At 69.8% G+C, this 25,841-nt stretch carries 27 protein-coding genes and 1 pseudogene; 19 read left to right on the forward strand and 9 right to left on the reverse strand.

Annotated features, from left to right (window positions below; all coding sequences use genetic code 11):
* The first annotated feature begins 6 nt into the window (after nt 1–6).
* The 5 genes from rpsK to truA all read left to right on the forward strand — a co-directional run bounded on the left by rpsK (nt 7) and on the right by truA (nt 3,866).
* Nucleotides 7–411, forward strand: coding sequence for a 30S ribosomal protein S11 (gene rpsK / locus Q9G87_RS53620; RefSeq protein WP_132337049.1), 405 nt, complete (start codon nt 7–9; stop codon nt 409–411).
* A gap of 20 nt (nt 412–431) precedes the next feature.
* Entirely contained in the window at nt 432–1,058 is a 627-nt protein-coding gene (rpsD, locus tag Q9G87_RS53625; protein ID WP_127939604.1) for a 30S ribosomal protein S4, read from the forward strand.
* A 97-nt stretch (nt 1,059–1,155) separates the two neighbouring features.
* A complete protein-coding gene (locus Q9G87_RS53630) occupies nt 1,156–2,172 on the forward strand; it encodes a DNA-directed RNA polymerase subunit alpha (protein WP_103960866.1) in 1,017 nt (338 codons plus the stop codon).
* A gap of 216 nt (nt 2,173–2,388) precedes the next feature.
* Nucleotides 2,389–2,916, forward strand: coding sequence for a 50S ribosomal protein L17 (gene rplQ / locus Q9G87_RS53635; RefSeq protein WP_305924419.1), 528 nt, complete (start codon nt 2,389–2,391; stop codon nt 2,914–2,916).
* 71 nt (nt 2,917–2,987) lie between these two features.
* Nucleotides 2,988–3,866: a tRNA pseudouridine(38-40) synthase TruA gene (truA, locus tag Q9G87_RS53640; RefSeq protein WP_305924420.1), complete on the forward strand. Its 879-nt coding sequence runs from the start codon at nt 2,988–2,990 to the stop codon at nt 3,864–3,866.
* Here the strand turns inward: truA and Q9G87_RS53645 are convergent.
* From Q9G87_RS53645 to Q9G87_RS53655, 3 genes are all read right to left on the reverse strand, one after another.
* The gene (locus Q9G87_RS53645; RefSeq protein ID WP_305924421.1) at nt 3,831–5,867 is read right to left on the reverse strand and encodes a hypothetical protein; all 2,037 of its coding nucleotides are present in this window, start codon (nt 5,865–5,867) and stop codon (nt 3,831–3,833) included. The two genes, truA and Q9G87_RS53645, sit on opposite strands and share 36 nt — an antisense overlap.
* Nucleotides 5,868–5,967: 100 nt before the next feature.
* Entirely contained in the window at nt 5,968–7,122 is a 1,155-nt protein-coding gene (locus Q9G87_RS53650) for a hypothetical protein (protein WP_305924422.1), read from the reverse strand.
* Nucleotides 7,123–7,146: 24 nt separating this feature from the next.
* Nucleotides 7,147–7,836, reverse strand: a complete 690-nt coding sequence (locus Q9G87_RS53655) for a CAP domain-containing protein (protein ID WP_305924423.1) — start codon at nt 7,834–7,836, stop codon at nt 7,147–7,149.
* A gap of 386 nt (nt 7,837–8,222) precedes the next feature.
* Between Q9G87_RS53655 and rplM the strand changes: the two genes are divergently transcribed.
* From rplM to glmM, 3 genes are read left to right on the forward strand one after another with little or no spacing between them, the layout of a single operon-like run.
* Nucleotides 8,223–8,666 (forward strand): 50S ribosomal protein L13, encoded by a 444-nt coding sequence (rplM, locus tag Q9G87_RS53660; protein WP_305924424.1) that lies wholly within the window; start codon nt 8,223–8,225, stop codon nt 8,664–8,666.
* A 26-nt stretch (nt 8,667–8,692) separates the two neighbouring features.
* Nucleotides 8,693–9,214: a 30S ribosomal protein S9 gene (gene rpsI, locus Q9G87_RS53665; RefSeq protein WP_305924425.1), complete on the forward strand. Its 522-nt coding sequence runs from the start codon at nt 8,693–8,695 to the stop codon at nt 9,212–9,214.
* Between the two features lie 2 nt (nt 9,215–9,216).
* On the forward strand, nt 9,217–10,566 hold the full coding sequence (gene glmM, locus Q9G87_RS53670) for a phosphoglucosamine mutase (protein ID WP_305924426.1): 1,350 nt from the start codon (nt 9,217–9,219) through the stop codon (nt 10,564–10,566).
* Between the two features lie 39 nt (nt 10,567–10,605).
* Here glmM and Q9G87_RS53675 read toward each other — a convergent pair whose 3' ends face one another.
* From Q9G87_RS53675 to coaA, 6 genes are read right to left on the reverse strand one after another with little or no spacing between them, the layout of a single operon-like run.
* Nucleotides 10,606–11,319 carry an ABC transporter permease subunit gene (locus Q9G87_RS53675; protein ID WP_305924427.1) on the reverse strand — a complete coding sequence of 238 codons (714 nt, stop codon included), beginning with the start codon at nt 11,317–11,319 and terminating at the stop codon, nt 10,606–10,608.
* Nucleotides 11,319–12,233, reverse strand: a complete 915-nt coding sequence (locus Q9G87_RS53680; RefSeq protein ID WP_305924428.1) for an ABC transporter ATP-binding protein — start codon at nt 12,231–12,233, stop codon at nt 11,319–11,321. The genes Q9G87_RS53675 and Q9G87_RS53680 overlap by 1 nt, the downstream gene beginning before the upstream one ends.
* Nucleotides 12,230–13,090 (reverse strand): ABC transporter permease, encoded by an 861-nt coding sequence (locus tag Q9G87_RS53685; RefSeq protein WP_305924429.1) that lies wholly within the window; start codon nt 13,088–13,090, stop codon nt 12,230–12,232. The genes Q9G87_RS53680 and Q9G87_RS53685 overlap by 4 nt, the downstream gene beginning before the upstream one ends.
* Nucleotides 13,083–13,991: an ABC transporter ATP-binding protein gene (locus Q9G87_RS53690; RefSeq protein WP_305924430.1), complete on the reverse strand. Its 909-nt coding sequence runs from the start codon at nt 13,989–13,991 to the stop codon at nt 13,083–13,085. The genes Q9G87_RS53685 and Q9G87_RS53690 overlap by 8 nt, the downstream gene beginning before the upstream one ends.
* Before the next feature lie 40 nt (nt 13,992–14,031).
* Nucleotides 14,032–14,958: a DUF389 domain-containing protein gene (locus Q9G87_RS53695; protein ID WP_305924431.1), complete on the reverse strand. Its 927-nt coding sequence runs from the start codon at nt 14,956–14,958 to the stop codon at nt 14,032–14,034.
* 57 nt (nt 14,959–15,015) lie between these two features.
* Complete coding sequence (coaA, locus tag Q9G87_RS53700) at nt 15,016–15,918, reverse strand: type I pantothenate kinase (RefSeq protein WP_305924477.1); 903 nt, start codon at nt 15,916–15,918, stop codon at nt 15,016–15,018.
* A 133-nt stretch (nt 15,919–16,051) separates the two neighbouring features.
* Between coaA and Q9G87_RS53705 the strand changes: the two genes are divergently transcribed.
* The 11 genes and pseudogenes from Q9G87_RS53705 to tsaD all read left to right on the forward strand — a co-directional run bounded on the left by Q9G87_RS53705 (nt 16,052) and on the right by tsaD (nt 25,831).
* A complete protein-coding gene (locus tag Q9G87_RS53705) occupies nt 16,052–17,461 on the forward strand; it encodes an alkaline phosphatase PhoX (protein WP_305924432.1) in 1,410 nt (469 codons plus the stop codon).
* 13 nt (nt 17,462–17,474) lie between these two features.
* The gene (locus Q9G87_RS53710) at nt 17,475–17,825 is read left to right on the forward strand and encodes a holo-ACP synthase (protein ID WP_305924433.1); all 351 of its coding nucleotides are present in this window, start codon (nt 17,475–17,477) and stop codon (nt 17,823–17,825) included.
* 9 nt (nt 17,826–17,834) lie between these two features.
* On the forward strand, nt 17,835–19,286 hold the full coding sequence (locus Q9G87_RS53715; RefSeq protein WP_305924434.1) for an NAD(P)H-hydrate dehydratase: 1,452 nt from the start codon (nt 17,835–17,837) through the stop codon (nt 19,284–19,286).
* A gap of 205 nt (nt 19,287–19,491) precedes the next feature.
* Nucleotides 19,492–20,619, forward strand: coding sequence for an alanine racemase (alr, locus tag Q9G87_RS53720; RefSeq protein ID WP_305924478.1), 1,128 nt, complete (start codon nt 19,492–19,494; stop codon nt 20,617–20,619).
* Nucleotides 20,620–20,633: 14 nt separating this feature from the next.
* Nucleotides 20,634–21,761, forward strand: coding sequence for an alpha/beta fold hydrolase (locus tag Q9G87_RS53725; protein ID WP_305924435.1), 1,128 nt, complete (start codon nt 20,634–20,636; stop codon nt 21,759–21,761).
* Nucleotides 21,762–21,781: 20 nt separating this feature from the next.
* A complete protein-coding gene (gene tsaE / locus Q9G87_RS53730; protein ID WP_305924479.1) occupies nt 21,782–22,216 on the forward strand; it encodes a tRNA (adenosine(37)-N6)-threonylcarbamoyltransferase complex ATPase subunit type 1 TsaE in 435 nt (144 codons plus the stop codon).
* Nucleotides 22,217–22,425: 209 nt separating this feature from the next.
* Nucleotides 22,426–23,076, forward strand: coding sequence for a hypothetical protein (locus Q9G87_RS53735; RefSeq protein ID WP_305924436.1), 651 nt, complete (start codon nt 22,426–22,428; stop codon nt 23,074–23,076).
* Nucleotides 23,077–23,080: 4 nt separating this feature from the next.
* The gene (locus Q9G87_RS53740) at nt 23,081–23,620 is read left to right on the forward strand and encodes a class F sortase (RefSeq protein WP_305924437.1); all 540 of its coding nucleotides are present in this window, start codon (nt 23,081–23,083) and stop codon (nt 23,618–23,620) included.
* Nucleotides 23,621–23,719: 99 nt separating this feature from the next.
* Nucleotides 23,720–24,364, forward strand: a complete 645-nt coding sequence (gene tsaB, locus Q9G87_RS53745) for a tRNA (adenosine(37)-N6)-threonylcarbamoyltransferase complex dimerization subunit type 1 TsaB (protein WP_305924438.1) — start codon at nt 23,720–23,722, stop codon at nt 24,362–24,364.
* Nucleotides 24,277–24,807 (forward strand): annotated as a pseudogene (gene rimI, locus Q9G87_RS53750) (ribosomal protein S18-alanine N-acetyltransferase); the annotation flags it as partial. The gene tsaB and the pseudogene rimI, both read left to right, overlap by 88 nt.
* Complete coding sequence (gene tsaD / locus Q9G87_RS53755) at nt 24,800–25,831, forward strand: tRNA (adenosine(37)-N6)-threonylcarbamoyltransferase complex transferase subunit TsaD (RefSeq protein ID WP_305924440.1); 1,032 nt, start codon at nt 24,800–24,802, stop codon at nt 25,829–25,831. The pseudogene rimI and the gene tsaD, both read left to right, overlap by 8 nt.
* Nucleotides 25,832–25,841 lie beyond the last annotated feature (10 nt).

Consider the following 25,841-nt stretch of genomic DNA (forward strand, 5'->3'; position numbering starts at 1 on the left):
CAAACAATGCCTCCTAAGAGCCGTCAGGGCGCACCGAAGAAGGTGCGCCGCAAGGAAAAGAAGAACGTCGCTCACGGGCACGCCCACATCAAGAGCACGTTCAACAACACGATCGTTTCGATCACTGACCCGCTTGGGAACGTGATCTCCTGGGCCAGCGCCGGACACGTGGGTTTCAAGGGCTCTCGGAAGTCCACCCCGTTCGCCGCGCAGATGGCCGCGGAAAACGCCGCTCGCCGCGCCATGGAGCACGGCATGCGCAAGGTCGACGTCTTCGTCAAGGGTCCCGGCTCCGGTCGTGAGACCGCGATCCGCTCGCTGCAGGCCACCGGCCTCGAAGTGGGCTCGATCCAGGACGTCACCCCGGTTCCGCACAACGGCTGCCGTCCGCCGAAGCGCCGCCGCGTCTGAATCCCAGGAGATAGAGAGAAATGGCTCGTTACACGGGCGCGGACTGCAAGCTCTGCCGTCGAGAGAAGACCAAGCTCTTCCTCAAGGGCAGCAAGTGCGAGTCCGCCAAGTGCCCCATCGAGATCCGTCCTTACCCGCCGGGTGAGCACGGTCGCGGACGTCCCAAGGAGTCCGAGTACCAGCTTCAGCTTCGTGAGAAGCAGAAGACCCGCCGCATCTACGGCGTCCTCGAGAAGCAGTTCCGCAACTACTACGAGGAGGCCGCGGGCAAGAGCGGCAAGTCGGGTGAGGTGCTGCTCCAGATCCTGGAGACCCGTCTCGACAACGTCGTCTACCGCGCCGGGTTCGCGCAGTCGCGTGACGCCGCTCGCCAGCAGGTGCGCCACGGCCACATCCTGGTGAACGGCAAGAAGGTGGACATCCCGTCCTACCGCGTTCGCGAGCACGACATCATCGAGGTCCGCGAGAACAAGCGCAACCTGCTGCCCTACGAGGTCGCTCGGGCGACTGCGGGCGAGCGCACCGTTCCCGCGTGGCTCGGCGTCGTGCCGGACAAGCTCCGCGTCCTGGTTCACCAGCTGCCGGTTCGCCAGCAGATCGACACCCAGGTGCAAGAGCAGCTCATCGTCGAGTACTACTCGAAGTGAGCCTTGGTCGAGGTGCGGATTTCCGCACCTCGACTACGCTTTATATCGGAGTGGCGTCATATAGCGGGCGCCACACGAAAAAAGGGGAGACCCGCACATGCTGATCGCTCAGCGCCCGACTCTTCTCGAAGAGTCGATCGACGACACCCGGTCCCGATTCGTCATCGAACCGCTGGAGCCGGGCTTCGGTTACACCATCGGCAACTCGCTGCGTCGCACGCTGCTGTCGTCCATTCCGGGCGCGGCCGTGACGAGCATCCGCATCGAGGGCGTGCTGCACGAGTTCTCGACCGTTCCCGGGGTCAAGGAAGACGTCACCGACATCATCCTCAACCTCAAGGAGCTGGTCGTCTCCTCCGAGCACGACGAGCCGGTCGTGATGTACCTGCGCAAGCAGGGCCCGGGTGAGGTCACCGCCGCCGACATCGCGCCGCCGGCCGGTGTGGAGGTGCACAACCCCGAGCTGCGCATCGCCACGCTCAACGGCAAGGCGAAGCTGGAGATGGAGCTGACCGTCGAGCGCGGTCGCGGCTACGTCTCCGCCGCTCAGAACAAGCAGCCGGGTCAGGAGATCGGCCGGATTCCGATCGACTCGATCTACTCCCCGGTGCTCAAGGTCACCTACAAGGTCGAGGCGACCCGAGTCGAGCAGCGTACCGACTTCGACCGCCTCATCCTCGACGTCGAGACCAAGCCGGCCATGAAGCCCCGCGACGCGGTGGCCTCCGCCGGTAAGACCCTCGTCGAGCTCTTCGGCCTGGCCCGCGAGCTCAACGTCGAGGCCGAGGGCATCGACATCGGCCCGTCGCCGACCGACGCCGCCCTGGCGGCCGACCTCGCGCTGCCGATCGAGGAGCTCAACCTCACCGTCCGGTCCTACAACTGCCTCAAGCGCGAGGGCATCCACACCGTGGGTGAGCTCGTCGCGCGCAGCGAGCAGGACCTGCTCGACATCCGCAACTTCGGCGCGAAGTCGATCGAAGAGGTCAAGCAGAAGCTGCACGAGATGTCGCTGGCGCTCAAGGACTCCCCGCCCGGGTTCGACCCGAGCGCGGTGGCCGGGGGCGGCTATGACGACGACGACAGCGCGTACGTCGAGACTGAGCAGTACTAGACACATCCCGCGCGGTATCGTCTCCGCGCCTTTCGGAGGGCTGAGGTCCTTCGGGGAGGAGAGGAGCGGCGAGAGGTCGCCGCTCCTCGGTCTCCGAGGAAGCTTTCGGGGCGTGGGGGTGTGCGGGTGAAAGTAACGGTGTCGCGCGTTCGCGGCGCCGGCCCGACTCCGGTACCTGATACGGCCGGGGCGGGTTAATCCACAAGGAGAGATGAAATGCCCAAGCCCACCAAGGGTGCACGTCTTGGCGGCAGCCCGGCGCACGAGCGGCTGATCCTGGCCAACCTGGCCACCGATCTGTTCCGCTACGGCAAGATCCGTACGACGGTCACGAAGGCCAAGCGCCTGCGTCCGCTGGCGGAGCGCCTGATCACCAAGGCGAAGAAGGGCGACATCCACAACCGTCGCCAGGTCCTGACCGTCGTCAAGGACAAGGGCGTCGTGCACCACCTCTTCACCGAGCTCGCGACGACGTTCGCCGAGCGTCCCGGTGGCTACACCCGCATCACCAAGGTCGGCCCGCGTAAGGGCGACAACGCCCCGATGGCGGTCATCGAGCTGGTGACCGAGCCGCTGAACGCCGTCACCACTCGCCGCACCGAGGCTCCGGCCGCCGCCGCGGCGCCCGCGCCGGTTGCGGAGGAGACCGAGGCGCCCAAGGCTGAGGAGGCCGCGGAGGCTCCTGAGGCCGCCGCCGAGGAGACTCCGGCCGCCGAGGCCGAGGCGAAGAAGGACGAGGCCTGATCTCGGGCTGAAGAAATTCGGGCCCGGACCCCCACGGGGGTTCGGGCCCTTTTCGGTTAAGGAGGATCATCGTGGTACGGCTCCGCCTCGACCTCGCCTACGACGGGACCGACTTCTCCGGGTGGGCCAGGCAACCCGGGCGGCGCACGGTCCAGGGTGAGATCGAGCAGGCGCTCGGCCGGATCCTGCGCCTCGGCGAGCCTGCCATGTTGACCGTGGCCGGGCGCACCGATGCCGGAGTGCATGCCCGCGGCCAGGTCGCCCACGTGGACGTGCCCGACGGGTCGCTGGCCGAACTGGACGGGAACCGAGGGCCGCTGCGCGTGGATGAGCGGCTCTCTGCGCTCGTGCGACGGCTGGGTGGGGTCATGACACCTGATGTACGTATTTATCGGGTCTCAGTGGCTCCTGAGGGCTTTGACGCCCGATTCTCGGCCAGCTTCCGCCGGTACGCGTACCGGGTGAGCGACGCCGTCGGCGGCGTCGACCCGCTGCGCCGGCACGAGGTGGTCTGGCACAACCGGCCCCTGGACCTGGCCGCGCTCAATGCAGCGGCGGCGCGGCTGATCGGTGAGCACGACTTCGCGGCCTTCTGCAAGAAGCGCGAAGGGGCCACCACGATCAGGGAGCTCCAGCGGCTGGAGTGGGTACGGGAGCCGGACGGCGTCCTGGTGGCCACCGTCGTGGCCGACGCGTTCTGCCACTCGATGGTGCGGGCGCTGGTCGGCTCCCTGCTGGCGGTCGGTGACGGGCGGCGGCCGGTGGAGTGGCCCGGGGAGGTGCTGACCCGCGCTGTACGGGACTCTGGCGTGCACGTGGCTCCCGCCCGCGGGCTGTGCCTGGAAGAGGTCGGCTACCCGCCGGAGCCTGAGCTCGCCGCGCGGGCCGAGGCCACGAGGCGGGTACGGATGTTGTCACCCCTTGGCGGCGCGGCGCTCGAGGACGAGTGAGAGCTGGTCGCGGAACGCGCCGCTGACCTTCGGCAGCGCCTTCTCCTTGGCCGCCGGGGTGTGGCCGTCGGCATGGGTGGCGTAGCTGAAGACGATGTAGCGGCCCCACACCAGGCCGGCCGCGTAGCCGCCGGCGATGTGCACCCGCTCCCCGCCCGACCCGTCCGCTCCGGGCAGGGGCCGGAACCAGACGTTCTTGCCGAGGTCCTTCTCCTGGTCGACGGCCGTGGCCGCGTCCTTGGTCGGGAGCACGGCGATACCCGTGGTGACGGCGTAGCGGCGCTTGTTGTCGACGTATGTGGCGCGTAGGACGCGGCTGCACTTCTGTTCCTTCAGCGCCTCGGCGAAGGCGCCACTGGCGGCCTTGTCGCAGGTCGTCTCCACGCTGGCCTTGACCCTGGTGAACGTGGTGCCCGCCGCGCTGACCTTCTTCTTCGGGAACGCCTCCGACAGCGACAACTTCTGCGGATCGGTCTGCTCGGAATTGAGCACGGACGCGCCGGGCGCCTCGGAGGGCGTGACCGCCGGCTCTTCGGCGGGTGGCGTGGACGGAGTGGCGCTGCCGGGGGCGGCGGCCGTGGTGGGGGTGGGGTTGCTGACGGCCTGCCAGGCGAAGAAACCGCCGGTGGCCACCCCGGCCAGGGCCAGCGCGCCCAGCGTCACCAGGAGGGCTCGTTTGCTCGTGCCTTGGGCGGCCGGCGGCGGGGGCGGGGTCTGGAACGGCGGTTGTTTGAACGCTCCAGGCGGGAAGGCCGGGCTGCTGCCTTGGGGCTGCGTGGGCAGGTCGAGCGCGGTCGAAGGCCTCTGGCCCCAGGCCTCCCGGGAGAACGGCAGGTCCGGGAGTTTCTGGGTGACGGGAGAGTGCGGTGGCCAGACCGGTACGTCGCCGGGCTCGGCGGGGCGGGCCGTTGCCGGGGTCGGGGCGTTGGGGTCGAACCCGTGGGCGGTGGCGGGGTGGGGCTGGTCCCGCTTGGCCGCCTTGGGGTCGAAGAACTGCCCTGGGAGCCCGGTCCCGTCGGAGGCCGGTCGGGTGGTGTCCTCGCGGGCGATGGGACGGGTGTCCTCGCGCTCCGGGGCGATGGGCGCGGCGAGGGGGACGGTGGTCCGCTGCTGGGTGGTCCCCTGCGGTGCGCCCTGGTCCGGCGTGCCTGTCTCCGGTGCGTCGTCGTGTGGCGTGCTGTGAGCTTCCCTCGGTGTGGTCTGTCCCTCCGTGACGCGTGCCTGCGGGGCGGTCGCCTGGAGGGGGGTCGTCTGAGGGGCGGTTGCCTGAGGCGCGGTTGTCTGAGGAGCGATTGTCTGAGGGGTGGATGCTTGCGCACCGCCCGGCGCCGCGGCGTCAGGGAGTCCGCTGCCCGGCTGATCGGGTCGCTGCTGGGCGGCTTCCCGTCGTGCGGCCTCGGGGTCGAAGTAGTGGGCCGGTCGGGTGACGCCGTCCGGCTCGGTGGCGTTGGGGTCGAAGGCGGCAGGGGTGTCCGGCTCGTCGGCGTCCGGCTCGGCCACCAGCTCGCCCGTGGCGGCCGGCCACGGCGGCAAGGCGTGCGGGTCCGAGACGGGGCCCGGCCACACCGGCATGCCGGCGGCCGCGGCGGTGAACGCGGGCGGCGGCTCCCACGGCGGCGCGCCCGGCACCACCGGCTCGATCGGCCAGGCCGGCGCCTTCGCGGCCCAGGGGGCGGTGGGTGGGTCGGCCGTCGGCGGGTGACCGGGGCGGGGATCGGTGTCGGTGTGGTCGGCGAACCAGTCGTAGGGCGCGGCGTCGTCGCCGGGCACCTCCCACGGCTGCGCGTCCTCACGTATCGGCCCGGGCAGCTCGGGCGCAGGTCCCTTGATCAGGGGGACGACGGACAGCGTCTCGTCGTCGTCCGCCTCCTCGAAAGGCGCGAACGCCGGTGGAGCGTCTCCCCCGTTGGTCTGGCCGAAGCTCGGCGGTGGCGTCGCAGGTCTGGCCGAGCCGGCGGCCTCCCTGTGATCGTGCTCGGACCCGGGTTCCTGACCACGCATAGGGCGAGCCTAGCGAGAGTAGCGAGATCGTTATGTCGGTATGAGGGTTCCCAGAAGCATCGGGCATCCCGTTTGGGTGCTTAAGGCCTGCAAAGCCGGGTTACGTCAGCGGGCTGCCGGTCAGCGTACGGTTGTCCAAGGCCTTGAATACGGTGGCCTGGGTGACGTCATCGATGGCCTGGAAAAGCCGCTTGGAGCCCTTCTTGTCGGGCTTCGTGCCGTCCTTGTTCTGGAACCAGACCATGATCGCGTAGTGGCCGTGCGTCCAGATCTTGGCGCCGCCGCTGCCCGAGCCGAGGAACTTGGTGACACTGTCCTTACCCGACAGCGGTTTCACGTAGTTCGTCTCGTCGCCGCTCTTGGCGACCTTGCCCGCGGTCTTGCTGGTCGTGAGGTTGGCCACGCCGACCGTGCCGATCACCTTGCCGTCCTTGTCGCGGAAGCTGGCCCGGACGAGCTGGTTGCACTTGCCGACCTTGAGCGCCTTCTGCAGCTTGTCGCCCAGGGCGCCGTCAGTGCACTTCTTGTCCTTGCTGGTGATCGTCATCTCGTAGCCCCGGCCGGAGACCGTGAGCTTCTTCTTCGAACCGAAGATCTCCTTGACCGTGATCGCCTCGGGGTCCGTGGTACGGGACTCCGCGAAGCCGTACTTGCCGGGCGGAACCGACGGCAGTGGCGCTGACGTCCGGCGGGCGGTGGCGGTCTCGGCGGTGCTGGGGCCGCCGGCGTTCCACATCACCGCGATGCCCCCGCCGAGCAGCCCGAGCACCAGCACGCCGCCGATCGCGAACCAGAGCGGCGCGCGCGATCGCGGGCCCTCGTCGTACGGACTCCAGCCGATCCTGCTCTGTGGCGCCTTCTCGGCCTCGTCGGCGGGCCCTTCCTTGCGGGGGGCCGGCCCTTCCTTGCGGGAACGGGAGCGGGAGCGGCGCGAGGTGGGGGCCGTCTCCTCCAGAGGTGCGGCCGGCTCCTGTGGAGCGCCTCCCGTGCCGGGAGCCTGCGGGGCGCCTCCGAAGCCGCCACCCTGCGGGGCGCCTCCGAAGCCGCCACCCCGCGGGGCGCCTCCGAAGCCGCCACCCTGCGGAGGGCCTCCGAAGCCGCCACCCTGCGGGGCGCCGCCCGCTCCGTTCGCCGGCGGGGCGCCTCTCATGCCGTCGGCCTGCGGGGCGCCTCCCATGCCGGACCACGGCGGTGGGTTGCCCATCCCGTAGGGGGCGCTGCCCGTGCCGTTTTCACGTTCCTCGGGAAAAGCCATGCGGCGACATTACCGTGATGAGCGTCATTGGGTTCCGAAGTCCTGAGTCCACCATGGGCCGTTCGGGCCGGAGGCGACGCCGACGCCGATGGCCTTCAACCGGCAGTTCAGGAGGTTCTTGCGGTGGTCGGGGCTGGCGAGCCACCCTTGCACCGCCTCGTTGGGGCTGCTGTATCCGGCGCCGATGTTCTCGGCGGCGCCGTAGCGGTATCCGGCGCGCTCCATGCGGTCCCACGGGGAGGCGCCGTCGGGGGAGTTGTGCGTGAGCTGCCCCATCCTGGCCATCTCCAGCGAGTGCGTACGCGCCGAGCGCATGAGCCCTTGGTCGACCCTGAGCGGCCCGCAGCCGTGCTGGGACCTGGCCCTGTTGGTGAGGGACACGACCTTGGACGCCATGCCGGGGATCACCGCGACGGACGGCTGCTCACCGGTGAACGTCTGGGTGGGGTCGTCCTGGGAGTCGTAGCCGGGGATCTGGCCGTCGGACGTCCTGCCGGTGGGCTTCGGCGTGCCCGCGCCACGCGGGACCTTCGTGGTCGTGACCTCTCGTGGCACGCTCTCCAGCTGCTGCAGCGCCTTCTTCGCCGTCGTCGGCGCGGGGTTGGCCGTGGCGGCGGCGGGCGGGGCGGTCCCGTTGAGGTAGATGTGCGGGTTCGGCTCGGAGTCGTCGGTCAGCCGGCCGATCAGCACGCCGGTGAACAGGACCGCCGCCATGAGGCAGGTCAACACACCCAGATGACTCCGGCGCCGAGCGCCCCGCTGGGTTGGCCGGGTGTGAGAGTTCTGCCGCATACCGCTGACAACGATAGAGATGTCGGGTCCTGGGAAAGAAGGGGTCCCAGGGAAACGAAATCGAACCGTTCTGCGGTCGGGTAGACTCGTGCGAGGTTACCGGTCTTTTGACCAGCACGCCTGTGGGCGGGTAGCCTAATCGTTCGTTGTGTGCATAGGTCCAGCGCGACCAATGCGCGGCGCGTCCGGCGTCATCTCCCGTAGCGAGGAGACGGAAGGTCCGGGCTGCCGTGTGCCCGCACCGACCGACCAATGTAGCTGTCGCATCCGACAGCGCCGAAGACGCGAGCATAAAGAAGGCTACGACCGTGCGCACGTACTCACCGAAGCCCGCCGACGTCCAGCGTCAGTGGTACGTCATCGACGCGACCGATGTCGTGCTGGGCCGGCTGGCCAGCCACGTCGCGACCCTGCTCCGCGGCAAGCACAAGCCGATCTTTGCCAACCACGTCGACACCGGTGACTTCGTCATCGTCATCAACGCGGACAAGATCGTGCTGAGTGGCAACAAGCTTGAGCAGAAGAAGGCCTACCGCCACTCGGGCTACCCGGGCGGTCTGCGTTCCGTCTCGTACGGCGAGCTCATGGAGAAGCGGCCGGACAAGGCCGTCGAGAAGGCCGTCAAGGGCATGTTGCCCAAGAACTCCCTCGGCCGGAAGATGATCAAGAAGCTGAAGGTCTACGCGGGTTCCGAGCACCCGCACCAGGCCCAGCAGCCGGTGCCGTTCCAGATCACCCAGATCGCCCAGTAGTAGTTCGAAAGAGTTAGAGGAGAACCGTGGCTGAGCCCACCGGTGTCGAGACGGCCGTCGAGGCCGAGCTGGAGGACATCTCCAGCGAGGACTTCCCGTCCGAGTACACCACTGAGTCCGCCGCCAGCGCCGAGGCGCCCGTGCGTAAGCCCGTCACGACGGGCAACTCGTACGGCACCGGCCGCCGCAAGGAGGCGATCGCCCGCGTGCGCATCGTCCCCGGCACCGGCAAGTGGACGATCAACGGTCGTTCGCTGGACGCTTACTTCCCGAACAAGGTCCACCAGCAGATCGTCAACGAGCCCTTCGTGGTGCTCGGCGCCGAGGAGGCGTTCGACGTCATCGCGCGCATCGACGGCGGTGGCGTGACCGGACAGGCCGGCGCGCTGCGCATGGGCCTGTCCCGGGCCCTGTCGATCCTGGACGTCGAAGTCAACCGCCCGCCGCTGAAGAAGGCCGGCTTCCTCACCCGTGACGCCCGCGCCACGGAGCGGAAGAAGTACGGCCTCAAGAAGGCCCGTAAGGCTCCGCAGTACAGCAAGCGCTAACGTTGGCGCGCCTTTTCGGCACCGACGGGGTACGCGGGGTCGCTGGCCGCGACCTCACGGCCGAGCTCGCCATGGACCTGTCCGTGGCAGCGGCCCACGTCCTCGGCGATGCAGGCGCGTTCGCCGCCACCGGACGCCGTCCGGTGGCGGTCGTAGGCCGGGACCCGCGTGCCTCGGGAGAGTTTCTCGAGGCCGCCGTGGTCGCCGGCCTTGCGGCGTCCGGAGTGGATGTGCTGCGCCTCGGCGTGCTGCCCACCCCGGCCGTCGCCCACCTCACGGCCGCGCTTGGCGCCGACCTCGGCGTCATGTTGTCGGCGTCGCACAACCCGGCGCCGGACAACGGCATCAAGTTCCTGGCCCGTGGCGGCTTCAAGCTGTCCGACGCGGTCGAGGACGAGATCGAGCGCAGGCTCGGCGAGGAGTGGAGCTTCCCGATCGGCTCCGGCGTGGGCCGGGTGCGGGACGCGTACGGCGAGGCCGACCGCTACATCTCGCACGTGCTGACCACGATGAGCGCCGCACTCGACGGCCTCAACGTCGTGGTCGACTGCGCTCACGGGGCCGCTCACATGGTGGCTCCCGAGGCGCTGGTCCGCGCGGGCGCCAGGGTCGAGGCCATCGGCGCCCGGCCGGACGGCCTCAACATCAACGCCAGCCACGGCTCCACCCACCTGGACAAGCTCCAGCAGGTGGTCATCTCGCGCGGGGCGGACCTGGGCGTGGCCTACGACGGCGACGCCGACCGCTGCCTGGCGGTCGACCACACGGGCGCGATCATCGACGGCGACCACATCATGGCCGTCCTCGCGGCCGCCATGCACGGCGAAGGGTTACTGGCCAAGGACACCGTGGTCGCGACCGTCATGTCCAACCTGGGCTTCAAGCTGGCGATGCGCGAGGCGGGCATCACCGTGGTGGAGACCGCGGTGGGCGACCGCTACGTGCTCGAACGCATGAAGTCCGACGGCTACAACCTGGGCGGCGAGCAGTCGGGCCACGTCATTATGCTGGACCACGCCACCACCGGCGACGGCCTGCTCACCTCGCTCCACCTGCTGGGCGTGGTGGCCAAGTCAGGCGTGCCGCTGAAGGAGCTGGCCTCGGTGATGACGCCGCTGCCGCAGATCCTGATCAACGTCAAGGACGTGGACAAGGACAAGGCCTCCGTGCCCGAGCTCGCCGAAGCGGTTGCTCTGGCCGAGGCGGAGCTGGGCGAGACGGGCCGGGTCCTGATCCGGCCGAGCGGCACCGAGCCCATGATCCGTGTCATGGTCGAGGCCGCGTCGGAGGAGCACGCCACCCAGGTGGCGAGCCACCTCGCGGACGTGGTCCGCAAGGCCTGCGCTTCCTGATCGGGTACGGCACGTTTGACGTGCCGTACCCGATCTTTTTTATTCGTCGCCCGTGAGTGAGAAGGCCCGCAGGCGCTGGCCTGCCCAGAAGACGCCGCCGATGGTCAGGATGATCAGGGCTGGGACGGCGAAGCTCAGCGTGACGTCTGCCTTGAGGAACGGCGTGGCCGAGATCTGGTCGGCGATCGTCGTGCCCCATTGCTGGATCGAGAACTTCCGCGCCCCCGTGATGAAGCCGCCCACCACGGTCTCCCACACCAGGGCGTAGATGACGCCGATCGTGACCGCGTGCCGGGTGACGACGCCCAGCAGCAGGAAGACGGCGGCGTAGGCGATGCCGGCCACCAGGGCGCCCAGTGCGAAGCCAGCGGCGATACCGTCCTCGGTGCCGATGAGCAGCCAGGCCGCGAAGTATGTCGGCACGGCGCCGAACAAGGCCAGCACCGAGGCCGCCACCAGGAACTTCGTCTGGATGATCAGTGGGCGGGAGATCGGCTTGGACATCAGGTGGATGATCGTGCCGTCGTCGATCTCCGGGGCGATGACCCCGGTGCCCGCGATCACGCCGAGCAGTGGCAGCACGGTGCCGATGGAGAATTTCATGAGCACCACGGCTGTGTCCTGGTCGCCCTCGCCGAGGAGGCGGAACAACACGGCCAGGCCGACCAGAGCCAGGGGCAGCAGCAGGAGCAGGATGATCCTGCGACGGCCCAGCAGAGCGCGGTAAGTGATGCCCGCGACCACTGTATTCATCAGGTGCTCCGGTTGATCAGGTAGGAGAAGACGCTCTCCAGGTCCTCGTCCGCCGGGGAGACCTGGTGCAGGCGTACGCCTTCCGCCTGGGCGAGCTTGGGCAGGAGCCGGGCGAAGCGGCGGAACTCGGTGGCCTGGACCTCCAGGCCGTCGGGGCGGAGCGTGATGCCTCCGGCCGAGTGGTCGCGGATGAGTGCGGCGGCGAGTTTCCTGTCGTCGCTCGAACGGATCATGAACAGGTGGGGCCGATCCGTCATCAGCCGCCTGATCTCGCGGAAGTTGCCCGACGCCGCGTGCCGCCCCGCCACCAGCACCTCGATGTGCTGGGCGACCCGCTCCACCTCCTCCAGGATGTGGGAGCTGAACAGGATGGTCTTGCCGGCCGTGCCCATGGCGCGGATCAGGTCCATCAGGTGGAGGCGCTGGCGCGGGTCCATGCCGTTGAACGGCTCGTCGAGCAGGAGCACCGGCGGGTCATGGACGAGCGCCGCGGCCACCTTGACGCGCTGGCGCATGCCCTTCGAGTACGTCTCCACGCGGCGGTCCTTCGGCTCCTCCATCTCCACCGTGGCCAGGGCTTTGCGGGCGGCCTCGACCGGGTCGGGGAGCCCGTGGAGGCGCGCGGCCGACAGCACGAACTGCCAGCCGGTCAGGAACCCATACACGCCCTCCCGTTCCGGGACCAGGCCGATATTTCGGTAGATGTGGTGGTTCTTCCAGACTGTGGTGCCGTCGAGCGTCACCGTGCCGCCTGACGGGGACAAGAAGCCGGCCATCATGTGCAGGAGCGTCGACTTGCCCGCGCCGTTGGGCCCAAGCAGGCCGGTGACGCCGGGGCCGATCGTCATCGTCACGTCGTTGACCGCCACCACGTTGCCGTACCAGCGGGACACCTGCGAGAGCTCGATCTTCATTGTGCGGCCGCCTTCCTGTAACGCAGCGCGAGCGCGGCCAGACCGATGCCGATCAGCACCACCAGGATCACCGCCGAGGCGGGGCCGTTGGGGTAGCCGCTGCCTTCGATGGAATGCGGCGGCGTATTGAACAGCCAGGACTGCACGGAGTCCACCAGCCAGAACGGGTTCAGCAACCATGCCCAGGCGGCACCCGACTCGTTGCCCGAGGAGTACAGCGCGCCGTAGACCATCGGGACCGACGCCGACGACAGCAGGTAGACGACGATCACCGAGGCCACGCCGAGTCCGCGCCGCGGGGTGAACGAGGCCAGCGCCAGCCCGAACGCCGACAGCAACAGCGCCAGCACCAGGGCCATGACGATGGAACCGACGTATTCACCGGTGGCCGGCGGCCCCGGCATGTCCACGACGACCTCGCCCACGTAGATCAGCGTGAGCGGCACCGCGACCAGCAGGAACAGCGCCACGGTCATCGCGACGACCTTGGCGCCGACGTACTCGGTGATCGAGACGGGGCGCGACAGGTAGAGCGGCAGCACGCGGAACCGCAGGTCGGGCGCGACGACGGCGGGGGCTTGCGAGGCCAGGAAGATCGCCACCACGGCCTGCATGAGGACCGCGAAGCCGCTGTACTGGATGATGCGCTGCTGGGCCAGGGCCATCGTGGCGATGGTCACCACAGCGGGCAGCAACATGATGACGAACAGTGCGAACGGTATGATCTTGCTGCGGGCCGGCCGGCCGAGCCCGAAGACGCCACGCAGGCTGTGCAGGGCCAGCGCCCTGGTCGAGTAGCCGCGCCCGAGCCGGGGGCCGTCGTAGTGGCGGTAGCCGATGTCGTAGATCTCAGACACCCGCGACCTCCTCCCTGAAGACGTCCTCGATGCGGTGACGCCCCTGCTCCAGGCGGATCAGGCAGAGGTCGAGGTCGGCGGCGGCGTCCCTGATCGCGTCGTACGTCTCGGGCCCGTCGACCTTGACCACCAGCATGCGGCCCTGCTGCGAGACCGTCTGCCCGGCCTCGGTCAGGCGGGCCGCGAGCGGATCCGTGCCCTCGTCGACCTCCACCGTGACGGTCTGCGTGGCCTGCGTGAACTCGCCGATGGCCGAGGAGCGCAGCAGCCGCCCGGCGTCGATGACGATCACGTGGTCGCAGATGCGCTCGAGCTCGCCCAGCAGGTGCGAGGTGACCAGGACGCTGATGCCGAACTCGGTGCCGATGCGCCTGATCAGCATGAGCATCTCGTCGCGGCCGCGCGGGTCGAGCCCGTTGGTCGGCTCGTCGAGGAAGATCAGCTTGGGGTCGTGGACGAGGGCCTGGGCCAGCTTGACCCGCTGCTTCATGCCCGTGGAGTAACCGCCGATGGGCCGGTAGCGCTCTTCGGCCAGGCCGACGTGGCGCAGCACGTCGGCGGCGCGCTCGCGGGCGGCCGTACGCGGCAGCCCGGACATCTGTGCGAGGTGGACGACTAACTCGGTGGCGGAGACGTCGGGCGGCAGGCATTCGTGCTCCGGCATGTAGCCGACGAGCCTGCGGATCTCGGCGCCCTGGGCGGTGACGTCCAGATCGAGCACGCGCGCCGCGCCGCCGGTGGGCGGCAGCAGGCCGAGCAGGATTTTGATCAGCGTCGACTTGCCGGCGCCGTTGGCCCCTACCAGACCGGTGACTCCGGGTCCCACGGTGACCGAAAGCTGGTCGACCGCGGTGACGGTGGGGAACCTTTTGGTCAGCCCCTCGGTGGCGAGGATGTGCATGTGCCGGACCCTACCTGGGCGGTCAGGGCCGTGGCCTCGGTCATAGGGATGAACGTCGTCCTACTTGAGGCCAGAATCTGCGCTGGATCGCGAGCGTCGCCGTGCCCGAAAGGATCATTCCGGCGATGTTGACCGCGAGTTGCCCGGCCGAGGGTCCGACCTCCAGCCAGTGGCCCAGCGCCAGGGCGACGGCCACATAGCCGGCCGCGGGCACCGTGGTGACCGAGATGAAGACGCCGACCAGGGCCGACGACTTGCCTGCCGTGATCGACAGCACACCGGCCGCGCCGGCCAGCAGCGCCACGATGAACGACCATTTGTCGGGCTTGACGATGAACTGCACCTCCGCGTTCGTGACGAGGTTGGTGTCGCCGATCCAGCCGAACCACGTGGACACGAGCGCGCAGGCGAAGGTGATCGCGATGGCCAACGCGAACCCCACGGCCAGCGTCTTGAGCGAGGTCGTGATCAGGCTCCACTGGCGTTGCAGCAGGCCGAAGCAGATGGCCGCGACCGCGCCGAACTCCGGCCCGAGCACCATCGCGCCGACGATCAGAATGGGCGAGTTCTGCAGGATGCCGATGCCGGCGATCTGCGTGGCGACGGCGAGGAAGGCCAGGTACGCCCACGTGACGCGGGAGTCGGCGGAGACGCGTTGCGCCAGCTCCTCCCAGATCACCGCGTCGTCGGGCTCGCCCGGCGCCTCCTCGACGGCCTCCTCCGCGGCCTTCGACAGCGACAGATCGACCCGCTCGATGGCGATGGAGCCCTCGTTCTCCAGCCACTTGAGCCGGCCGATCACCTCGTTCGCCGACTCCCTGGCCGCGTCGCAGAAGACCACGTCGCCCTTCGGCTCGCGGGCGGCGCCGGGCAGGACGACGATGTTGGTGACGCCGGGGCAGTCCTCCAACACCGCCGTCACCTCATCGGTGCGCGCGGTCGGGCTGATCAGTCGCAGATGTAGCACTCGCCCATTGTTGTCCATCGAACGTTGACATCGTTTTGATGCGCGTATCCGAGGCGCTCAGGTTCGGCGAAGCCGCACCCGCCGGACCGAGTGGTCGGCGCCCTTCTGCAGCACGAGGTCGGCGCGGCCCCTCGTGGGGGCGATGTTCTCGACCAGGTTGCGCTCGTTGATGTCGCGCCAGACGTTGACCGCGAAGGCGGTGGCCTCGTCGTAGGACATATCCGCGATGTGCCGGAAGTACGACTTCGGGTCCTCGAAGGCCGTCCGGCGGAGCTTGTGGAAACGTTCGACGTACCAGGTGCGGATGTCCTCGACCTTGGCGTCGACATAGATGGAGAAGTCGAAGTAGTCGTTGACGGCGAGGGAGGTGGGTGGGGCGGGCTGGAGGACGTTGAGGCCCTCGATGATCAGGATGTCGGGACTTTTCACGATCTGGGTGGTGCCGGGGACGATGTCGTACTCGAGGTGGCTGTACACAGGGGCGTGGATCTCCGCCGCGCCGGCCTTCACCTCCGCCACGAACCTGACCAGCGCCCGCCGGTCGTAGCTCTCCGGGAAGCCCTTGCGATGCATGATCCCCTTGGCCTCCAGCACCGCGTTCGGGTAGAGGAAGCTGTCGGTCGTGATCAGCTCCACGTGCGGGTGCTCGGGCCACCGGGCCAGCAGCGTGTGCAGCAGCCGCGCCGTCGTCGACTTGCCCACCGCGACGCTGCCCGCCAAGCCCAGGATGTAGGGGACACGCTGCTCGGGATGTCCGAGGAACGCGCTCAGCACGCTGCTGCGTTGCTTGGATCCGGTGAAGTGCAGGTTGAGCAGCCGGGTCAGCGGGAGATAGATGTCGGTGACTTCGTTGAGATCGATGGGGTCGTCGACGCCGCGCAGCTCTTCCAGCTCTCCTGCGGTGAGAGTCAAGGGCGTGTTCTTGCGGAGCTCGCTCCACCGCTCCCTGCTCAGTTCCACGTAGCCGTTATTCACCTAGGCAGCGTAGCGATCGTCGGCAAACCGGCCGTCGGGCGGGGTGTGTCCACAAGCTGTGGATAAAGACGTGGGATTACCGAGATTCAGTTCGGGGAAAGGGATACCGTCTCAGGTTGTGGATCGTCGACGCTTCCTCTCCCATGTGGTGGCCGGCATCGCCGGTCCCTTCGCCGGCGTCGCGTGCGCAGGAGCGCAGGGTGGGGCCAAGGCGGTGCCCGGCGCTTACGGGCCGCTGCGCCCCGTACGCGACCTGCGGGACGGCAAGGTGCGGCTGCACCTGCCCGAGGGGTTCAAATACCGCTCGTTCAGCGCCGCGGGCGAGAAGTTCAGCGACGGGTCGACCGTGCCGGGCCGGCACGACGGCATGGCGGCCTTCTCCGGTCCCGGCGGCAGCACGATCCTGATCCGCAACCATGAGGTCAACGGGCCCGTCGGCGCGTTCGGCGACAAGGACAGGGCCTACGACCCGATGGCCGGGGGCGGCACCTCGACCCTGCGAGTCACTCGCTACGGCGAGGTGATCAAGAGTGGGCCGTCGCTGAACGGCACGATGATGAACTGCTCGGGCGGTCCCATGGCGTGGCGCGCCTGGGTGAGCTGCGAGGAGACGGTCAACGGCCCCGACGTGGCCGACGACTTCTCCGGCGGCGACAACGCCAGGCTGACCGAGAAGCACGGCTACATCTTCGAGGTCCCGGTCGGCCGCGCGGCCACGGCCAGGCCGATCAGGTCGGCGGGGCGCTTCCCGCACGAGTCGGCGGCCTTCGACCCGTCGACGGGCGCGATTTACCTGACCGAGGACAACTTCGGCTTTCCCTCCGGGTTCTACCGGTATCTGCCGCCGAAGCACCCGGTCCTGGCCGGGAAGCTGCTCGACGGCGGCCGGCTGCAGATGCTCGCCGTCAAGGGCGCCAAGCGCAAGGACCTGTCGCTTGGGCAGGAGCCTGGAGCCGCGTACACGACCGTGTGGGTGGACATCGATGACCCCGACCCCGACTTCCGCGGCAAGCCGTCCAACGACGAGGTCGTGCAGGCCGTCGGCCGCCAGGGCCGGGCCCAGGGGGCGGCGATCTTCTCCCGGCTGGAGGGCGCGGTCTTCCACCAGGGGACGGTCTACTTCGTCTCCACGCAGGGCGGCGACACCGATCCCGCCGACCCGCCGCCGTCGGGGTTCGGCAAGGGCCGGGGGCAGGTGTGGGGGTACGAGACGTGGAGCGGCCGGCTCAAGCTCGTCTACGAGTCGCCACGCTCCTCGGCGCTCGACCTGCCCGACAACGTGACGGTCAGCAGACGCGGCACGCTGGTGTTGTGCGAGGACGGCGAGGGCGACAACTACCTGCGCGGACTCACCAGGTCGGGGCAGATCTTCGACTTCTGCCGTCTGGAGCCGATCACTGACGACCCAGGCGCCGAGTTCGCGGGCTCCACGTTCGGGCCGGGCGGCCACACGCTGTACGTCAACGTCCAGGCCAAACAGGGCAGATCCATCGCGATCTGGGGCCCGTGGGAGCGTGGACTGTTTTGAGTAATCTGGGACGGTGATCCTGGGCATCGGCGTGGACGTCGTGGACATCGCCCGCTTCGAGGCGGCGCTCGAACGTACGCCGCAGCTGCGCGAGCGGCTGTTCACCGACCTCGAGCGGCCGCTCCCGGTGCACTCGCTGGCCGCCAGGTTCGCCGCCAAGGAAGCCGTCGCCAAGGCGCTCGGCGCACCCAAGGGGCTGGGGCACCTGGAGGCGGAGGTGCGCTGCGACGAGCTGGGCAAGCCGGAGCTGCGGGTCACCGGCAAGGCCGCCGAGGTCGCCTACGACCTCGGAGTCAAGCGCTGGCACGTGTCGCTCAGCCACGATGCGGGAGTGGCCGTGGCCTATGTGATCGCGGAGGGATAGCTTCGGATCATGCGCACTGCCTACACCGCCGACCAGATCCGGGCCGCCGAGCAGGTGCTCATGGCGAAGCTGCCGCCGGGCACGCTCATGCAGCGGGCCGCCGCCGGGCTCGCCGCCGTCTGCGCCGACCTGCTCGGCAGCGTCTACGGCAGACGCGTCGTGCTCCTCGTCGGCAGCGGCGACAACGGCGGCGACGCGCTCTACGCCGGTGAGCGCCTGGCCAGGCGCGGGGCGTGGGTGGGCGCCATCCTGGCCGGGTCCAGGACGCACCAGGCGGGCCTGGCGGCGCTTCAGGAGGCCGGCGGGCGGGTGGTCGACCTGGCGGCGCTCGACCGGGCCGACCTGATCGTCGACGGGCTCGTCGGGATCGGGGCGAGCGGGGCGCTGCGGGAGCCGTACCGTGAGCTCGTCCAGGAGGCGAACGCGGCCCGCGGCCCGATCGTCGCGGTGGACGTGCCGAGCGGCGTGGACGCGAGCACCGGGCGGGTGCAGGGGACGGCCGTGCGCGCCCGGGTGACCGTCACCATGGGCGCCTACAAGACGGGACTGCTCGTCGATCCCGGAGCCGACTGCGCGGGGAGGGCCGAGCTGGTGGACATCGGGCTCGGGTCCTACCTGCCCGACCCCGACGTGGCCGCGCTCACCGACGGCGATGTGGACGTCTTGCTGCCGCGCCCGGGCAAGGAGTCGGACAAATACCGCAGGGGCGTGCTGGGCGTCGCGGCCGGAAGCGATCTGTACACGGGCGCCGCCGTGCTCGCCGTGGGCGGGGCGCTGCGTGCCGGGGCGGGCATGGTGCGCTATGCCGGGCCGGCCGCCCCCGTGGCGCAGGTGCGTGCGCACTGGCCGGAGGCGGTGATCACCCAGCTGGAGCGGCCTTCGATCGATGACGTCGGGCGGGTGCAGGCCTGGGTGCTCGGGCCGGGACTCGGCACCGACGACTGGGCGCACGAGCTGGCGACCAGGGTGCTCGAGTCGCAGGTGCCGGTGCTGATCGACGCCGACGCGCTGACGCTGGTGGCCAGGGAACGCTCGCTGCTGTTCCGCAGCGCGCCGGTGCTGATCACGCCGCATGCCGGGGAGCTGGCCAGGCTGATCCGGGCCGACCGCGACGACATCGAGGCCGCCAGACTGGAGCACACCCGCCGGGCGGCCGCCGAGCTGGGCGTGACCGTGCTGCTCAAGGGGTCGACCACGATGATCGCCGAGGACTCCAGGCCGGTACGCGTCAACGGCACCGGCACGTCCTGGCTGGCCACCGGCGGCACCGGCGACGTGCTGTCCGGCGTGGCGGGCGCGCTGCTCGCCCAAGGGCTGAGCTGCTACGACGCCGCGGCCTGTGCGGCATACCTGCACGGGCTGGCCGGCCGCATGGCCGCGGACGGCGCCCCGCTCGCGGCGGCCGACGTCGCTACGGCGATCCCGGCTGCCATGCGAGCGGTGAGCAGCGACAACACCTGACGGGCCGCACGGCGTGCCCGTGCCGAGCGGGGCGGCTTGTGCCCGGTGCTTGCGTTCTGCGGGCGGGGCGGCTTGTGCCCGGCGCGTGCGTTCTGCGGGCGAGGCGGGGTGATGTGGGGCGAAAGTTGCGGGGCAGCCGCGTGAGCGGTGCGAATCGCGCTCGACCACACGTCTGAGCTGCCACACTAGAAGGATGTACTCCCCGATGGCCACGCCCGCGCAGGCACGGGTGGACCTGGCCGCGATCAGACACAACGTGGCCCTGCTCAAGGAGCGCGCGGCCGGCACCGAGCTGATGGGCGCCGTCAAGGCGGACGCCTACGGACACGGCCTGGTGCCGTGCTCCGCGGCCGTGCTGGAGGGGGGCGCGAGCCGGCTCGGCACCGCGTTCGTCAGGGAGGCGCTGGAGTTGCGCGCGGGCGGTGTGACCGCGCCGATCCTGGCCTGGCTCATCACGCCGGGCGAGCCGCTCGATGAGGCGCTGGCGCAGGACGTCGAGCTGTCGGCCGCCGACGAGCGGCTGCTCGACGAGATCGCCGCCGCCGCCCGGCGCACAGGACGCACCGCGAAGCTGCACCTGGAGGCCGACACCGGCATGAGCAGGGGCGGCTCGCCGCTCGCCACCTGGCCGCCGTTGCTGGCCAGGGCTCTGGAGCTGCGGGCCGAGGGCGTCATCGAGATCGTCGGCCTCTGGTCCCACTTCGCCTGCGCCGACATCCCCGGTCACCCGTCGATCCAGCAGCAGCTGGAGGCGTTCGAGGCCGCGCTGAAGCTGGCCGAGCAGGCAGGCGCGGCCGGCTCCCACGTGATCAGGCACATCTCCAACTCCGCCGCCATCATGACGCTCCCCGAAGCCCGCTACGACCTGGTCAGGTCCGGCATCGCGATGTACGGCCTGAGCCCGATCCCCGAGCTGGGCGACTTCGGCCTCCGGCCGGCCATGACGCTCACCGCCCAGGTCGGGCTGGTCAAGCGGGTCCCTGAGGGCTCGGGAGTGTCCTACGCTCACCTCTACGTCACCGACCGCGAGACCACGCTCGGACTTGTCCCGCTCGGCTATGCCGACGGCATACTCAGGCACGCCACGGGCAGGGCCGAGGTGCTGGCGGGCGGCCGCCGCAGGCTGATCGCCGGCCGGGTGTGCATGGACCAGTTCATGATCGACATGGGTGACGACCCGCTCGCGGCGGGCGAGGAGGTCGTGCTGTTCGGCCCCGGTGACGGGGGCGAGCCGACCGCTCAGGAGTGGGCGGATACGCTCGGCACGATCACGCATGAAATCGTGACGAGGATCGGCTCGCGAGTGCCGCGGGTTTACCAGGGTCGGGCATAAGAAGGATCGGGGAGATGACGACGACAACACGGCGCAGGGTAGGGATCGCCGGCGCGCTCGTCGGCGCGGCGTCCGCCGGTGTCGCGGCGGCGGCGCTGGCCAAGCGCTACGCGGTCGGCCGGATCAGGCTGCGCCCCGACACCGAGGCCAGCGAGCCGTTCGGCGAGCTGCGGGGCAGGGAGCGCACGCTCGTCACCTCCGACGGGGTGGCGCTGCATGTCGAGATCGACGGTCCCGAGGAGCGAAGGAGCTCGGGGGGAGAGAGCGAGAGCAACGATGCCAACGAGCCCCGAAGCGGTCGCGACCATGAGCACGCCGCGCCCTTGACGATCGTGCTCTGTCACGGCTACTGCCTCAGCCTGGAGTCCTGGCACTACCAGCGCAAGGACCTGCGCGAGAACTACCGCGTCGTCCTGTGGGACCAGCGCTCGCACGGCCGTTCCCAGCGTGCCGGCGCCGACGACAGCACGATCGACCGGCTGGGTGAGGACCTCGCCGAGGTGATCGAGGAGTTCGTGCCGGGCCCGTGCGTGCTGGTCGGCCACTCCATGGGCGGCATGACGATCATGGCGCTCGCCGACCGCTATCCCGATCTGTTCGGCGAGAAGATCCGCGCCGTGGCGCTCATCTCGACCTCGGCGGGCAAGCTGGCCGAGCTGACGCTGGGCCTGCCGGCGATGGTCTCCAAGGTCGTGCACAAGGTCGCGCCGTCCACGGTCTCGATGCTGGGCAAGCGAGGCTCGCTGGTCGACAGGACCCGCAGCGCCGGCAGCGACATCGCCTTCCTGATCACCCGCTTCATCGGCTTCGGCGACTCCAAGAACATCAGCCCCACCGTCGTCGACTTCGCCGAGTCCATGATCAGGGCGACGCCGACCGAGGTGGTCGCCGACTTCTACCCGGCGCTGATGAACCACGACAAGCTGTCCGCCCTGCACGTGCTCGACCCCGTGCCGACCGCGATCGTGGTCGGCGACCGGGACTGGCTGACCCCGCCCGATCACAGCAAGGCCATGGCCGCCGCGCTGCCCAAAGCCCAGCTGACGGAGGTGCCCGACACCTCTCACCTGATCCAGCTCGAACGTCCCGGCGTCGTCAACGACGCGCTGCGCGACCTGGTCAAGCGGGTGGAGGACGAGTGAGGGCGGTGACCGCCGAGGACATGCGCGCGTACGGCGCCCGCCTGGCCGCGTTCCTGCGCGCCGGCGACCTGGTCGTGCTGTCCGGGCCGCTCGGCGCCGGCAAGACCACGCTCGTGCAAGGGCTCGCCGAAGGACTCAAAGTACGCGGGCCCATCACCTCGCCCACGTTCGTGATCGCCCGTGTGCACCCGTCGCTGCACCAGGGCCCGCCGCTGGTGCACGCCGACGCCTACCGGCTGGGCGGCGACCTGGAAGTGGACGACCTGGACCTGGACGCCTCGCTGGATGAGTCCGTCACGGTCGTCGAGTGGGGCGAAGGCCTGGTCGAGGGCCTGTCCGACGACCGGCTGGAGGTCCACATCGACCGCGAGGCCGGCGACGAGGTCAGGATCGTGACGTTGCGCGCCGTGGGCCCGCGATGGGCCGACACGCCGTTTGATCGGCTAGAAGATTAAAATCGCGATCAATTCCCGGCAAAGCTGGCACCCTTGACGTACCGGGCCGATGATGTAAATCATGATCGTTGGCTAGGGATTCGCCCAGATTTTCTGGGTATCAGGAGGGGCGACATCCACGTTTTGGGTGGATGCTGGTGGCAAGACGGCAAAGTGGGGTGCGGCCGGTGCTCAGGGTCAGGCGAGTCGCGTATGCGGGAGCCATCGTCATGGTCGGTCTGACGACCGGCTGCACGGCCTCGGCCGAAACCACCCCCACAGCCACACCGACACCCACAGCCACCGGCACGGCCACCACCCCGGGTGGGACCCCCACAGCCACCCCGACGTCGGCCAGCCCGCGACCGAGCGTCACCCGGCCCACCATCCAGGTCCAGCTCAACCCCGACCGTGTCACGGCCGGCCAGACCTCGACAGTGTGGATCCTGGCCAACTGCCCGCTCCCGAGCGGTGGTCCCGCGCACACCGGCACCGCCACGTCCACGGCGTTCGTCAGCGGCGCCACGCTCGACCCGGTGCCCTCGGGCGGGAGCTCCCCCACACCGACCGGCGCCGCCGGCGGCTCACCCTGGGTGCGCGGCTCGGCGCAGGTCGGGGGAACGGTCAGACGCGGCACGTACACCGTCAACGTCAAGTGTGACGGCACCAACGACATGGGGACAGCCCGGCTGCGGGTCGTCTCGGGCGAGGCGCTGCCGACCAACGTGCCGACCAAGGCGCCCAGGGCCGGCGGCGGCGGCACGTACGCGCAGGACGTCAGCGACGAGTCCTCGATCCCGCTCGGCCCCGCGGGCGTGCTGATCGCCCTGGCCCTGGCCGGCGGCATCGCCTTCGCGGTCAAGCGGCGTAACCGGGCATAACACGATGGCCCGCCCAGGACGGGTGGTGCTCGCCGGGGCCGTGACGGGCCTGCTGCTGTTCGCGTTCGGCAGGGGCATGCAGCAGACCGACTCCACTCCCGCCGCGAACGTCGTACCCAAGAGCATCGACATCCCCTCCATCGACGTCGAGGCCCCGCTGATGAAGCTCGGCCTGGAGAAGAACGGCGACGTTGAGCTGCCTCCATACGAGAAGCCCAAGCTGGCCGGCTGGTACTCGGGCAGCGCCGTGCCCGGCGAGAAGGGCGCCGCCGTGATCATCGGCCACGTGGACACCAAGACCGCGCCGGCCGTGTTCTACAAGCTCAGGCAGTTACGCAAGGGCGAGACCGTGAAGGTCGAGCGCAGCGACGGCAAGACCGTGACGTACAAGGTCGACTCGATCGAGCAGGTGCACAAGGACAGCTTCCCGATCAAACGCGTGTACGTCGAGGACGGGCTCAAGCTGGTGACCTGCGGCGGCAAGTTCGACTACGCCAAGGGCGAATACCTGGACAACATCATCGTCTACGCATCGCAGGTATGAGCCGCCCGCCTGCCCGCGCTCGATCGGCTGTGGCGGCGTACCGGCTGGTCCCGAGGATACGGCCGGGTGAGAGCCGCCCTGCAGGTAGGCTAAACAGTCGTGCTGGTCCTGGCTTTTGATACCGCGACGCCCGCCGTCACCGCCGCGCTTCACGACGGCGAGCGGGTGCTCGCCGAGTCCACGACGATCGACGCCCGGCGTCACGGCGAGCTGCTCGTTCCCACCATCCAGCGGGTGCTGGGCGAGGCGGGGGCGGCGCTGCGCGACGTGACCGCCATCGTGGCGGGCAGCGGCCCCGGTCCTTACACCGGGCTGCGCGTCGGGCTGATGACCGCGCAGGGGCTGGCCACGACGCTGGGCGTGCCCGCGTACGGCATCTGCACGCTTGACGCGGTCGCGTACGGCGGCGGCCTCACCGAGCCGTTCCTGGTGGCCACCGACGCGCGGCGCAAAGAGGTCTTCTGGGCGCGTTATGCGGACATGCGCACCAGGCTCGACGGTCCCTTCGTGGACCGGCCCGCGCAGGTGCCGGTCGACGGGTTGCCGGTCGTGGGAGCCGGTGCAGACCTTTATCCCGATATTTTCGGGCAGAGCGACGCTCCTCTGTACCCCTACGCCGGCGCTCTGGCTTCACTCGCGGCCGAACGGCTCGCGCAAGGCACTCCGCTCGATCCGCCCCGCCCGATCTATCTACGCCGGCCCGACGCCGTGGTGCCAGGAGCGCCCAAGAGGGTGACGGCGTGAAGCTCCGGCCGATGACTGAGACCGACCTGCCGGCGGTCATGGAGATCGAGCGGGCCACGTTTCCGCTCGACGCGTGGAGCGAGAGCATGATGCGCGGCGAGCTGGCCGACATGCCGCGCTCGCGCCACTACGTGGTGGCGCTGGTCGATGACGAGATCGTCGCCTACGCCGGGCTCGCCGCCGCGGCCGACCAGGCCGACGTGCAGACCATCGCGGTGCTGGAGAAGCACCAGGGCACCGGTATCGGCAGCGCGATGCTGACCGAGCTGCTGGCCGAGGCGCGCCGCAGGGGAGCGCGGGAGATCTTCCTCGAAGTACGCGCCGACAACCCGCGCGCACAGGCCGTCTACCGGCATTTCGGTTTCGAGGAGATCGGCACCCGCCGCCGCTACTACGACGACGGCACCGACGCGATCATGATGAGAAGGAACCTGGATGGCTGACGAACCACTGGTCCTGGGCATCGAGACGTCCTGTGACGAGACCGGCATCGGCATCGTCAGGGGCCACACGCTGCTGGCCAACACCATTGCCTCCAGCATGGAGGAGCACGCCAGGTTCGGCGGCGTGGTGCCCGAGGTCGCCTCCCGCGCCCATCTGGAGGCCATGACGCCGACCGTGGAGGCCGCGCTGGCCGCATCCGGGCTCAAGCTCACCGACCTCGACGCCATCGCCGTCACGGCCGGTCCTGGGCTGGCGGGCGCGTTGCTGGTCGGGGTCGCGGCGGCCAAATCCTACGCGCTCGGCCTCGGCGTCCCGCTCTACGGCGTCAACCACCTGGCCGCCCATGTCGCCGTCGACCAGCTGGAGCACGGCCCGCTGCCCAAGCCGTGCATCGCCATGCTGGTCTCCGGCGGTCATTCGTCGCTGCTGCTCGTGCCTGACGTGGCCGAGGACGTGATCTCGCTCGGGTCCACCGTGGACGACGCGGCCGGGGAGGCGTTCGACAAGGTGGCGCGGGTGCTGGGGCTGCCGTTCCCCGGCGGCCCGCACATCGACCGGGCCGCCCGCGAGGGCTCCGGCACGGCGATCGCCTTTCCGCGCGGCAAGATCGACGACGGCACGCTCGACTTCTCCTTCTCCGGGCTCAAGACGGCCGTGGCTCGCTGGATCGAGGCCCGTGAGAGGGCGGGCGAGTCCATCCACGTGCCGGACGTGGCCGCCTCCTTCCAGGAGGCCGTGGTGGACGTCCTGACCCGTAAGGCGCTGCAGGCGTGCCGGAAGTACGACGTGGCGGACCTGCTGATCGGGGGCGGCGTGGCGGCCAACTCCCGGCTGCGGGCACTGGCCCAGGAGCGATGCGACGCGGCCGGGGTGCGGCTGCGGGTGCCCCGTCCCGGGCTGTGCACCGACAACGGAGCCATGGTCGCCGCGCTGGGCTCTGACCTGGTCGCGGCCGGTGTCGCGCCGTCGAGTCTGGAGATCCCGGCCGACTCCTCCCTGCCGATCACCACGGTCCACGTCTGACGCCCGCACG

The organism is Nonomuraea turcica (genome assembly GCF_030718205.1).
Lineage (GTDB): Bacteria > Actinomycetota > Actinomycetes > Streptosporangiales > Streptosporangiaceae > Nonomuraea.

What these genes read in the sequence shown, in the direction of transcription:
- alr (WP_305924478.1), top strand. Translation starts at nt 19,492, where the DNA reads ATGGCCACGCCCGCGCAGGCACGGGTGGACCTGGCCGCGATCAGACAC.
- Q9G87_RS53725 (WP_305924435.1), top strand. Translation starts at nt 20,634, where the DNA reads ATGACGACGACAACACGGCGCAGGGTAGGGATCGCCGGCGCGCTCGTC.
- Q9G87_RS53680 (WP_305924428.1), bottom strand. Translation starts at nt 12,233, where the DNA reads ATGAAGATCGAGCTCTCGCAGGTGTCCCGCTGGTACGGCAACGTGGTG.
- Q9G87_RS53630 (WP_103960866.1), top strand. Translation starts at nt 1,156, where the DNA reads ATGCTGATCGCTCAGCGCCCGACTCTTCTCGAAGAGTCGATCGACGAC.
- Q9G87_RS53645 (WP_305924421.1), bottom strand. Translation starts at nt 5,867, where the DNA reads ATGCGTGGTCAGGAACCCGGGTCCGAGCACGATCACAGGGAGGCCGCC.
- Q9G87_RS53715 (WP_305924434.1), top strand. Translation starts at nt 17,835, where the DNA reads ATGCGCACTGCCTACACCGCCGACCAGATCCGGGCCGCCGAGCAGGTG.
- Q9G87_RS53675 (WP_305924427.1), bottom strand. Translation starts at nt 11,319, where the DNA reads ATGAATACAGTGGTCGCGGGCATCACTTACCGCGCTCTGCTGGGCCGT.
- Q9G87_RS53735 (WP_305924436.1), top strand. Translation starts at nt 22,426, where the DNA reads ATGGTCGGTCTGACGACCGGCTGCACGGCCTCGGCCGAAACCACCCCC.
- Q9G87_RS53650 (WP_305924422.1), bottom strand. Translation starts at nt 7,122, where the DNA reads ATGGCTTTTCCCGAGGAACGTGAAAACGGCACGGGCAGCGCCCCCTAC.
- tsaD (WP_305924440.1), top strand. Translation starts at nt 24,800, where the DNA reads ATGGCTGACGAACCACTGGTCCTGGGCATCGAGACGTCCTGTGACGAG.
- Q9G87_RS53690 (WP_305924430.1), bottom strand. Translation starts at nt 13,991, where the DNA reads ATGCACATCCTCGCCACCGAGGGGCTGACCAAAAGGTTCCCCACCGTC.
- rplQ (WP_305924419.1), top strand. Translation starts at nt 2,389, where the DNA reads ATGCCCAAGCCCACCAAGGGTGCACGTCTTGGCGGCAGCCCGGCGCAC.
- Q9G87_RS53655 (WP_305924423.1), bottom strand. Translation starts at nt 7,836, where the DNA reads ATGGCGGCGGTCCTGTTCACCGGCGTGCTGATCGGCCGGCTGACCGAC.
- rpsK (WP_132337049.1), top strand. Translation starts at nt 7, where the DNA reads ATGCCTCCTAAGAGCCGTCAGGGCGCACCGAAGAAGGTGCGCCGCAAG.
- Q9G87_RS53740 (WP_305924437.1), top strand. Translation starts at nt 23,081, where the DNA reads ATGGCCCGCCCAGGACGGGTGGTGCTCGCCGGGGCCGTGACGGGCCTG.
- tsaE (WP_305924479.1), top strand. Translation starts at nt 21,782, where the DNA reads ATGCGCGCGTACGGCGCCCGCCTGGCCGCGTTCCTGCGCGCCGGCGAC.
- rpsD (WP_127939604.1), top strand. Translation starts at nt 432, where the DNA reads ATGGCTCGTTACACGGGCGCGGACTGCAAGCTCTGCCGTCGAGAGAAG.